We start from the raw sequence: 10,423 nt of genomic DNA, 5'->3' as shown, positions 1-10,423 counted from the left end.
TAATTAGCGCCTTTTTGATTACTGTGTAATTGTTATAATTGCCACTCTCTGGCTATCAACTCACTTGGTTTACTAGTTAGCCACTCTTGCGGGCGTAAGTAATACTGATATAGGTTACCTTCTGGGCTACTTGGCTCTGGTTTATAGTTATATTCCCAGCGTGCAAGTGGTGGCATAGACATTAATATGGACTCTGTGCGCCCGCCACTTTGTAATCCAAATAAAGTGCCTCTATCCCATACTAAATTAAACTCAACATAGCGTCCGCGACGATAAAGCTGAAAATCACGTTGTTGTTCTGTGTATTCGTCATTTTTGCGACGTTCAATAATAGGTAAATAGGCATCTAAAAAGCCATTACCCACCGATTGCATAAACGCAAAACTCTTTTCAAAACCAAGTTCGTTTAAATCGTCAAAAAACAAACCGCCTACTCCGCGAGTCTCATCTCTGTGCTTTAAATAAAAGTACTCGTCGCACCATGTTTTGTATTTTGGATAAACTTCACTACCAAATGGCGCACAAATGTCGTGAGCAACTTGATGCCAATGCTGTACGTCTTCTAATACTGGGTAAAAAGGAGTGAGATCAAACCCGCCACCAAACCACCATATTGGCTCTTCGCCTTCTTTTTCGGCTATAAAAAAGCGCACATTGGCATGACTTGTTGGTACATGAGGGTTTTTAGGATGAATAACTAACGACACACCACACGCATGAAAGCTGCGCCCTGCAAGCTCTGGCCTGTGTGCTGTTGCAGAGCCTGGCATTGAAGCGCCAAATACGTGTGAGTAATTAACTCCGCCTTGCTCTATTACAGCGCCATTTGTGGTTACACGTGTACGACCACCACCGCCTTCTGCTCGCTGCCAGTTATCTTCTATAAATTTAGCACTGCCATCTGCAGCCTCCAAACCTTTGCAAATAGTGTCTTGCAAAGCCATAAAGTATGCTTTTACTTGATCTAATAATTCACTTTGCATATTAACCTCTAAATATTTTTCCAGTCATGGCATCTTTTATTGTGCTTGGTTGAGTATTACCACCTAACGCCTCATCAACGTAAAAGCCAACTTGTTCTGCAAATTGCGCTTTAGCTTGCTCAATACTAATTACCGTTTCTTGACCGGTTAAGTTTGCACTAGTTGATACTAGTGGCTTACCAAACTCTTGGCACAAACGTTTTACTGTTGGATGGTTTGTTACTCTTACTGCAATGGTATCAAACTGCCCTGTGAGCCATTTAGGCGTATTTTTAGATGCAGGCATAACCCATGTAATTGCAGCAGGCCAACTCGAAAAAATATCAGCTCGTTTATCCATTGGTATTTTTGCATCATCTACGTATTTTAATAATTGTCCGTAGTTATCAGCAATTAAAATAAGTCCTTTTTCAACCGGGCGCTGCTTAATAGCTAATAGTGCCTCAACGGCTTGTTGATTATCTGGATCACAACCTAAACCATATACAGCTTCTGTTGGGTATAAAATAACTTCGCCTTGCGTTAAGCATGTTATTGCAGTGGGCGTATTTGAAAGGTCTGACAAAGTAGTCTCCAGATATAATTAAACGTTATTCAGTTGGGGTGAGCTTATGCATGCAGCTTTTTTGTGGGCATTGCAATAATGTGCCGTTTGCCATATTTCTCTCTATGACGATAGGCCAGTTACATTCAGGACACGGGTGTTCAACCGGTTTATTATTAAGTGTGTATTTACAACTTGGATAGCAATCACAAGAATAAAATACTTTACCAAATTTATTACTGCGCGCGACTAAATGACCTTTTTTGCATTTAGGGCAACTTGGCAAAGTGTCTTCGCTTTGTTTTTCTTCATTTTCGTTAGCAATGTAATGGCACTGCGGATATCCCGTACACCCAATAAACATACCGTAGCGGCCATTTTTAACCACCAGCGGTTTGCTGCACTGCGGGCATGCTGAATCTTCAAGAACTTTAATTTCATTACTGTCGTGATGTGCCAGCGGCCTAATAAAGTCGCATTTGGGATAACTTGCGCATCCTAAAAAAGGGCCTGATTTACTATTGCGGATCACTAACTCTGAACCACACTGTGGGCATATCTCGTATTCTTTTTCGAGGGCGTGCTTGTTCGCCGAGAAAAGCGAATGGTCGATTTTACTCATGGTGATCCTAATAGGTTGGTGAATTTTCGCCTAATATACCCAAACCACTTAAAGATACAAGCAATGCCGTGCTTATCCGTTTAAGTAATTTGAGTACAATTAAGATAATTATCTCTAATGAAGAAGTTCGCTGGGTTCATCAAAAATCAAATCTTCCATTTGCTCATATGCCTCTTCAGAGCCAGGAACATTAAACAAAATCATAAGTACAATCCATTTTAAATCTTCTAGGCTTATGGTTGGTTTATCTAGTGAGGCTAAACAGTCCATTACCATCTCACGAGTTACATTGTTAATTACGCCTATTTGCTCAATAAACATTAAAAAGCCACGACACTCAGCACTGAGCCTTTGGCATTCACTATCGGTAAATATACGCACAGCATCTTTAGGGTTAGTAATAAGATAAGGAGACTCATCGCTGTGTTGTAAATCGGCGAGTTGCTCTAACCAATCGAGAGCTTTAAATATCTCAGGCTTATTAAAGCCCGCGCGCAGTAGCTCATCGGTTAATTCATTTTGCTCTGCAAATATATCCGCTTCGCTATGAATGTAATTTTCAAAAAGATATAAAAGAATATCAAACATATTACCTTCCTGCGCTCAACTTAATATAACCATCTAACACTCGCTCAATCTGATCGTCTAATTCTAAATCGAGCAACCTAGCGAGCACTTTGTCTATTGGCCACTGCGCACGACGTACAATGTCGTCTACGCTGGTGACTTCAAAGCCAATACTATTTAAAACCTCGCATTGAGAATTTGCCTGAATAGGCTGCTCTTTGTTACATACATTATTGTCGTAAGTAAAACTCACCTCATCAAGAATGTCAGCCACGTTTTCTACCAGCTTAGCACCTTGCTTTATTAAAAAGTGACTTGCCTGCGCTAACGGGTTTTTAATAGAACCCGGTACTGCAAATACCTCTTTATTTTGTTCAAGCGCATAACGTACTGTAATTAACGAACCGCTTTTAATTTCAGCCTCAACAATAAGCACTCCCAACGATAACCCAGAAATAATACGATTTCGGCGCGGAAAGTTATGCGCATGAGCAGCTGCCCCTGGTAAAAACTCACTCACCAACAGGCCGCTTTCTAAAACTTGGTCTGTTAATAGTTTATGGCGTTTAGGGTAGTAAATATCAACCCCAGTACCAAGCACCGCTATGGTTTTACCCGTACCAGCAAGAGAGCCCTTATGTGCTGCTCCATCTATTCCCCGTGCCATACCTGAGGTAACTGTAATACCCGCTAAAGTTAACTCGTATGCAAATTCTGATGCTATTTCAAGCCCGGTAGGTGTGGCATTACGACTCCCTACAATTGCAATTTGTGGAGTAGATAATAACGAGACATCTCCCCTACAAAATAGTAATAAAGGCGCACTGGCAATCTGTCGGAGATCTTCTGGATAAAGCGCATCAAAAATACAGACAACCGTAATGTTGTGCAGCGTAATTAGTTGCTCATAATGGCTGACTTGTTGCCAATTGGTGTTGAGTAAATTACTCGCCTGATTAGCGGTTAATCCAAGCTGTAAAAGCTTGTCATGAGGTAAGTCGAATAACGACCCAAGGGAATAATTTGTAGATAGTGCTAAAAGGGTTTTGATACCCAACCCTTTACACATATAAAAGGCAAGCCAGTGGGCTAGCTTGCCAGATGACTGATCCATGCTCTCTCCTAGAGCACCGACTCGCTACTTCTTAATGAATAACTGCAATATCTCCAATGCGAATTGGGTGCTGGTTTTTAGTTATTAATGCATAACTTATTTTGTCATACACTTTAAAGACAATTAGCTCGCCAACTTTTTCTTTAGGCATAGTCCACGTTGTGCTCTCTTCGTCAGACTCATCACCAAATAATTGGCTCACATCAGATAAAAGCTTCTCGTATTTACTAGAATCTTCTGGGTAACGAGGGCCACGAGGACCATCAATAACCGTTGGCGATTGACGTTCTAGATCTAATACATGACCCGCTTCTATGTTTTGTTCACTGCCTAAGTTTAGCACTACAACATCCATTGTGCTGAATTCTCTAACTTGTCGTGGGGAAGCAATAATATTCCCTGTTACGGGCTCAGAAGGACGGTGAATATTAAAGTACGCAGGAAGCATTTGACCTTCCATTGCCGGCATTAAAAAATCGCCTTGCTGAATTTCTCGTTTAACAGACTCAACACGTAATGACGAAGGCACACCATTGTGTTCATCACCCGCTCTAAACGCACGTGCGATACCCACGTAAGATGCACGCGTTGCTAACACTTCACCGGTTAAATCAGTGTAAGGATCACCTTTATGGTAAATGGCATATGCCTTATGTACTTGTAAGTCGCCTTTAACATATAAAATATGGCCTAACGTTTGTGTTTTAGTATTTTCGTTAGCACCTAAAATATAAGGTTTGCCTTTAATATCGTCACTATTCATTGCTTGCTCGTAACTGATATACGGTTTGATCATTTCAAGCGGCAAAGTAGTAATAGCATTACGCCCTTTTGGTGTAATACGACCCTGAGGAGATAGCTTTCTATATCCTTTATTAATCACTAAACGTGGGTTTCCATCTGCATCGTATATCAGCGCTAATGCATCACCGGGGTAAATTAGGTGCGGGTTGTCAATTTGTGGATTCATTTGCCAAAGTTCAGGCCATAGCCAAGGCTCATCTAAATAGATGCCAGAAATATCCCAAAGTGTATCGCCTTTTTTTACAACATACTGTTTTGGTGCATCTTTTTTTATTTTAAGCACGTCAGCAATTGCGGGAAACGCAGCACTTAACGTAAGCATGATTGCAAGTAATGGAGATTTCATTGAGCTTCCTTGTATTGTTTTTTCATTATTATTGCCCAAAACCTGTTAAAGGTGAACGCGAATGGCTAAAATAAGAGCATACAATACCCTAAATTAAGCACAAGTGAAAAAGGTAACTATGGCTAGGTTAGAAGTTTTAAGATTTCCAGATGAACGTTTACGTACTATAGCAAAAGATGTTGCACAAGTTGACGACACAGTACGCCAAATTGTAAAAGACATGCTAGAGACAATGTACGATGAAAATGGCATTGGACTTGCGGCCACGCAAGTAGATATTCATCAACGAATCGTTGTTATTGATGTATCAGAAGAGCGCGACGAGCCACTGGTATTAATTAATCCACAAATCATTAAAAAAGACGGCTCTACCGTTAGCGAAGAAGGCTGTTTATCAGTACCTAACTCGTATGCAAAAGTAGACCGCGCTGAAACAGTAACAGTCGCTGCACTTAACGAAAACGGTGAAGAGTTTGTACTAGATGCAGATGAATTACTGGCTATTTGTATTCAACACGAACTAGATCACCTACAAGGTAAGCTGTTCATTGATTACTTATCTCCATTAAAGCGCCAACGTATTCGTAAAAAGCTTGAAAAAGAAGCTAAATTTGCAGATTAGTAATAAGTACCTTAGGAAAACTCAGTGACTCAACCATTACGCATTATATTTGCCGGAACGCCGGACTTTGCAGCACGTCATTTACAAGCGCTGATACAAAGCGAACACCAAATAGTGGGTGTATATAGCCAGCCAGATCGCCCTGCAGGTCGTGGTAAAAAATTAAAAGCCAGTGAAGTGAAAGAGCTAGCGCTTGAGCACAACTTACCTGTTTTTCAGCCACAGTCATTAAAAAATGATGAAGCACTAGCAGAACTAACAAGCTTAAATGCCGACATTATGATTGTTGTAGCGTATGGCTTAATCTTACCTAAAGCTATATTAGAAGCCCCACGTTTGGGTTGTTTAAATGTGCATGGTTCTATATTACCGCGCTGGCGCGGCGCTGCACCGATTCAACGCGCAATTTGGGCAGGTGATGAACAAACCGGCGTAACAATAATGCAAATGGATGAAGGGCTAGATACCGGCGATATGCTACATATAAGTCGCTGCCCTATTAGCACGACAGAAACTAGCGCTAGTTTATATACAAAGCTTGCTGAGCTAGGTCCAGACGCGTTAATTGAAACCATTAATAAATTAGCGAATGGCGAGCTCACCCCTGAACCTCAAAATGATGAACTTGCTAACTACGCTAAAAAGCTTTCTAAAGAGGAAGCTAATATCGATTGGTCAATGAGTGCACTGCAAATTGAGCGAAACATTCGCTCTTTTAATCCATGGCCAGTGTGCTTTACCCAAATGGGTGGGCAAACAGTAAAAATTTATCAAGCGCAGGTTGTGCTGCAATCAGGTGATCCTGGGCAAATTTTATCAAGCGATAAGAATGGCGTAGTAGTGGCGTGTGGCGAACACGCTTTATGTATTACGCAATTACAGCCGCAAGGTAAAAAACCAATGGCAATTAACGACTTTTTAAATGGTCGTAGTGACTGGGTTACCCCTGGCACAATATTAGGCGAAAACAATGAGTAATGTTCCAAACGTACGAGCGCTGGCCGCTGAAACTTTATATAACGTAGTTGATAAAGGCGCATCGCTTAATCAAGAACTTCCATTTGCAAGCCAAGGCTTGCCGCCTAAAGATAAAGCGTTGCTACAGCAAATTTGTTATGGCGTTTTACGCTACTTACCGAGCCTTGAAAATTACTGCCAACACTTAGTAGAGCAGCCATTAAAAGGTAAACGTAGAATATTTCAGTTTTTATTATATGTAGGTATTTATCAACTGCAGCATATGCGCGTACCACCACATGCTGCAATTTCAGAAACTGTAAACGCACTGGCTCAACTACGCGCTTTAGGATTAAAAGGGCTGATAAACGCCATTTTACGTAGTTTTCAGCGCCAACAAGCAGAGCTTGAAGAAAAAGCGAAGCTTATTCCGGTATGTTTATACAACCATCCAAATTGGTTTATTAAACAGGTGCAAACAGCCTACCCAGATAGCTGGGAAGCACTACTTGAAGAAAACCAGCAACAAGCGCCAATGTGGCTTCGTGTAAACCAAGCACAATTTAGCACGCAAGAATACAGCGAAATGCTCAGCGCTAACGATATTGAACACACCTTAAACCCTGACTTTATTGATGGGATTAAGCTTGCCAAACCACGTGATGTATTTTCGTTGCCTGAGTTTGATACAGGTGCATGTTCAGTACAAGATGCTGCAGCACAGTTGGCAGCCCGCTTTTTAGAACCTAAAGCAGATGACTATATTTTAGATGCCTGTGCAGCACCTGGCGGAAAAACGTGTCATATATTAGAGCTTGCTGATGCTGATGTACTTGCACTTGATAGCGACTCAACTCGCCTTGAACGCGTTAAGCAAAACTTAACTCGTATTGGCTTAGGTGCAGACCTACAATGTGGCGACGCATCACAACCACATACTTGGTGGGACGAAAAATTATTTGATCGCATTTTGCTTGATGTGCCTTGTTCAGCCACTGGCGTAATTCGCCGTCACCCTGATATAAAATGGTTACGTCGCGCATCAGATATCGAAGACTTATCTAAGTTACAAAACGATATTCTTGATAGCATTTGGCCACTGTTAAAACCAGGTGGCACATTGGTATATGCTACGTGTTCGGTTCTTCCACAAGAAAACCAACAGCAAGTTGCTAAGTTTTTAGCTAATAACGATGATGTAGAACATATACCTCTACACGAAAATGATACCGTAACAACTCCAGGTTTGCAGTTACTGCCCGGTGAAAGTGATGGATTTTATTACGCTAAGCTAGTTAAAAAAGCCTAATAGCCGTACACTAAATAGTTAGCCATTTATGAAACATTAAATGGCTATTTTTTTAATTAAATTATGATCAATACCACGGGTAAATAATGAAAATAATTATACTCGGTGCCGGGCAAGTTGGTGCTACGCTTGCTGAAAACTTAGTTGGCGAACAAAACGAAATTACCGTTGTTGATATAGACGGTAACCGATTACGTGAACTTCAAGATAAGTACGACTTACAAGGGGTTATGGGCCACAGCGCGCACCCTGATGTATTACGCCGTGCAGGCGCTGAAGATGCCGATATGATTATAGCGGTAACCAGTTCAGATGAAGTGAACATGGTTGCATGCCAAGTGGCGTACAGTATTTTTAAAACGCCCACTAAAATTGCCCGCATTCGCTCGGAGCAATATTTAAAATACCGCGAAAAACTATTTCAAAACGATGATTTACCAATCGATCATTACATTGCTCCCGAAGCTCTGGTCACTAAGTATATTCGCCGTTTAATTGACTACCCTGGTGCTCTGCAAGTATTGCAGTTTGCTGATGGCATGCTCTCGTTAGTAGCCGTAAAAGCTTACTATGGGGGTTTATTAGTAGGTTATGCGTTATCTGCACTTAAAGAACATATTCCTAATGTAGAAACTCGTGTTGCCGCTATTTATCGTCAAGGTAAAGCAATCAAACCATTGGGTACCACCGTTATTGAAGCCGATGACGAAGTATTCTTTATTGCCGCTACAAAACATATACGCGCAGTAATGAACGAGCTACAAAAACTTGAGCGTTCGTACAAAAAAATTATGATAGCTGGTGGCGGTAACATTGGGGCAGGCCTTGCCCGCTCACTTGAAAAAAACCACACCGTTAAACTAATTGAACGCAGTAAAGAACGTGCCGAGCAACTCTCAGAAATGCTCGATAACACGGTCGTTTTTTGTGGTGACGCATCTGATCAAGAACTGCTCTCAGAAGAGCATATTGAACAAGTCGATGTATTTATTGCCGTAACCAACGACGATGAAGCAAACATTATGTCGGCCATGCTTGCAAAACGTATGGGCGCACAAAAAACCATGGTACTTATTCAACGTGGAGCTTACGTTGATTTGGTACAAGGCGGCGAAATAGATATTGCCATATCGCCACAACAAGCAACTATATCAGCGTTATTAACGCACGTACGCCGTGGTGATATTGTTAACGTGTATTCACTGCGTAAAGGCGCAGCAGAAGCCATTGAAGCGGTTGCTCATGGTGATGAAAACACATCTAAAGTTGTTGGGCGCGCGATTGCCGACATAAAACTTCCTGCAGGTACAACCATTGGGGCAATAGTACGTAATGACGATGTGTTGATAGCTCACGATGATACAATTATTATGTCGGGCGATCATGTCATCATGTTTTTAATCGACAAAAAACACATTACCGTTGTAGAAAAACTATTCCAAGTAAGTGCTATATTCCTTTAACTAGTTACTCTAATTAGTTAATTTAATACACAAAAAAGCCGCTGACTAAGGCGGCTTTAATGGAGTATGCTTAAATATTGATTACTGTACTTTTGAAAACTCTTCTTTAGAGATTTCACCATTACCATCAGTATCCAAATCATCAAAAATCTTTACAAGCTGAGGGTTAACCTTTGCTTCTTCCATTGTAATAGCACCGTTACCATCTGCATCAAAAGAGGCAAAATCTACTGCGGCATATGCTGCTGATGAAGATGCTAAAACGATAACTGCAAGTGTTGTATTTAATGTTTTCATAATAATATTCCTAGTAATATGGGAAGTCCTTTTCAAAGATCCCTGACTGTGAAAAATGTTTAATCTGAAAAGATTAATTAGTAATTAGTAATTAGCGAATTCTTCTTTAGAAAGCTCGCCGCTACCGTCGGTATCTAGCTCAATAAATTCAGCCATTAAATCTGTATCGACTGCCGCTTCGCTTGGGCTAATTGTGCCGCTACCATCGATATCAAGGCTGTCAAAATCTGATGCTGCAAATGCAGCGGAAGAAGATGCTAGTACTATAAGTGCTAATGCTTTATTTAAATGTTTCATAACTTAATCCTTCAATGTTCTATCAAAAAAATTGCTTCGTTTAACTTAAAACGTAATTTTCCACTTCCTTGTTATCCTCTTTCGTAAGCTCCCTTGCCTACTTAGGTGTCTTTGGCAACTCAGGATAAATACTTTTTAATTAAGCTTCTGAAAATTCTTCTTTTGATAACTCACCATTTTGGTCAGTATCAAGCTCAGAAAACATGCTCATTAGCTTTGCATCTACTGATGCTTCTGCTTGGCTAATTGTGCCACTGCCGTCTACATCCAGTGTGTCAAAATCTGTTGCAGCAAAAGCGGCCGAAGAAGATGCAATAGCGATAAGTGCTAAAGTTTTATTAATGCTTTTCATAATATGTATCCTTCAAATTTATGTGTGTGCGATTAAGTATTTCACTTTGAATCACGATTTCGTTCAGTACACTTAGACTATTACAACTTAGATGCCAACATTTAAAAGCTATTAATTTTCAATAAGTTAAATATAAAACGTACAAC

The 10,423-nt window shown here is 40.6% G+C and carries 13 protein-coding genes; 4 read left to right on the top strand and 9 right to left on the bottom strand.

Annotated elements, in window-relative coordinates; translation table 11 throughout:
- Nucleotides 1-32: 32 nt before the first annotated feature.
- The 6 genes from hemF to CXF64_RS08160 all read right to left on the bottom strand — a co-directional run bounded on the left by hemF (nucleotide 33) and on the right by CXF64_RS08160 (nucleotide 4,980).
- Entirely contained in the window at nucleotides 33-983 is a 951-nt protein-coding gene (gene hemF / locus CXF64_RS08185; protein ID WP_101216781.1) for an oxygen-dependent coproporphyrinogen oxidase, read from the bottom strand.
- A gap of 1 nt (nucleotide 984) precedes the next feature.
- Nucleotides 985-1,548 (bottom strand): L-threonylcarbamoyladenylate synthase, encoded by a 564-nt coding sequence (locus tag CXF64_RS08180; protein ID WP_010555163.1) that lies wholly within the window; start codon nucleotides 1,546-1,548, stop codon nucleotides 985-987.
- Nucleotides 1,549-1,573: 25 nt separating this feature from the next.
- Nucleotides 1,574-2,149 (bottom strand): DNA topoisomerase family protein, encoded by a 576-nt coding sequence (locus CXF64_RS08175; protein WP_101216780.1) that lies wholly within the window; start codon nucleotides 2,147-2,149, stop codon nucleotides 1,574-1,576.
- A gap of 114 nt (nucleotides 2,150-2,263) precedes the next feature.
- Nucleotides 2,264-2,737, bottom strand: a complete 474-nt coding sequence (locus CXF64_RS08170) for a DUF494 family protein (protein WP_010555161.1) — start codon at nucleotides 2,735-2,737, stop codon at nucleotides 2,264-2,266.
- A gap of 1 nt (nucleotide 2,738) precedes the next feature.
- Nucleotides 2,739-3,830, bottom strand: coding sequence for a DNA-processing protein DprA (gene dprA / locus CXF64_RS08165; RefSeq protein ID WP_101162963.1), 1,092 nt, complete (start codon nucleotides 3,828-3,830; stop codon nucleotides 2,739-2,741).
- 31 nt (nucleotides 3,831-3,861) lie between these two features.
- Nucleotides 3,862-4,980 carry a LysM peptidoglycan-binding domain-containing protein gene (locus tag CXF64_RS08160; protein ID WP_010555159.1) on the bottom strand — a complete coding sequence of 373 codons (1,119 nt, stop codon included), beginning with the start codon at nucleotides 4,978-4,980 and terminating at the stop codon, nucleotides 3,862-3,864.
- Nucleotides 4,981-5,098: 118 nt separating this feature from the next.
- Here CXF64_RS08160 and def point away from each other — a divergent pair, with 118 nt between their 5' ends.
- The 4 genes from def to trkA all read left to right on the top strand — a co-directional run bounded on the left by def (nucleotide 5,099) and on the right by trkA (nucleotide 9,331).
- Complete coding sequence (def, locus tag CXF64_RS08155) at nucleotides 5,099-5,602, top strand: peptide deformylase (protein WP_007584168.1); 504 nt, start codon at nucleotides 5,099-5,101, stop codon at nucleotides 5,600-5,602.
- Nucleotides 5,603-5,626: 24 nt separating this feature from the next.
- Nucleotides 5,627-6,580 carry a methionyl-tRNA formyltransferase gene (gene fmt, locus CXF64_RS08150; protein ID WP_101216779.1) on the top strand — a complete coding sequence of 318 codons (954 nt, stop codon included), beginning with the start codon at nucleotides 5,627-5,629 and terminating at the stop codon, nucleotides 6,578-6,580.
- Entirely contained in the window at nucleotides 6,573-7,868 is a 1,296-nt protein-coding gene (gene rsmB, locus CXF64_RS08145; protein WP_007584175.1) for a 16S rRNA (cytosine(967)-C(5))-methyltransferase RsmB, read from the top strand. The genes fmt and rsmB overlap by 8 nt, the downstream gene beginning before the upstream one ends.
- A gap of 86 nt (nucleotides 7,869-7,954) precedes the next feature.
- The gene (trkA, locus tag CXF64_RS08140; RefSeq protein ID WP_004335170.1) at nucleotides 7,955-9,331 is read left to right on the top strand and encodes a Trk system potassium transporter TrkA; all 1,377 of its coding nucleotides are present in this window, start codon (nucleotides 7,955-7,957) and stop codon (nucleotides 9,329-9,331) included.
- 81 nt (nucleotides 9,332-9,412) lie between these two features.
- On the opposite strand, the gene CXF64_RS08135 is transcribed toward trkA, so the two are convergent.
- The 3 genes from CXF64_RS08135 to CXF64_RS08125 all read right to left on the bottom strand — a co-directional run bounded on the left by CXF64_RS08135 (nucleotide 9,413) and on the right by CXF64_RS08125 (nucleotide 10,277).
- Nucleotides 9,413-9,628, bottom strand: coding sequence for an EF-hand domain-containing protein (locus CXF64_RS08135; protein WP_007584177.1), 216 nt, complete (start codon nucleotides 9,626-9,628; stop codon nucleotides 9,413-9,415).
- Nucleotides 9,629-9,712: 84 nt separating this feature from the next.
- Nucleotides 9,713-9,925, bottom strand: coding sequence for a calmodulin (locus CXF64_RS08130; RefSeq protein WP_004335174.1), 213 nt, complete (start codon nucleotides 9,923-9,925; stop codon nucleotides 9,713-9,715).
- A 139-nt stretch (nucleotides 9,926-10,064) separates the two neighbouring features.
- Nucleotides 10,065-10,277 (bottom strand): EF-hand domain-containing protein, encoded by a 213-nt coding sequence (locus CXF64_RS08125; RefSeq protein ID WP_004335175.1) that lies wholly within the window; start codon nucleotides 10,275-10,277, stop codon nucleotides 10,065-10,067.
- Nucleotides 10,278-10,423: the final 146 nt, after the last annotated feature.

The sequence above is a fragment of the Pseudoalteromonas sp. GutCa3 genome (assembly GCF_002836155.1).
Classification (GTDB): domain Bacteria; phylum Pseudomonadota; class Gammaproteobacteria; order Enterobacterales; family Alteromonadaceae; genus Pseudoalteromonas; species Pseudoalteromonas arctica.
The sequence above is the reverse complement of the archived record's forward strand: the minus strand, read 5'-3'. Positions and strand labels throughout refer to the sequence as shown.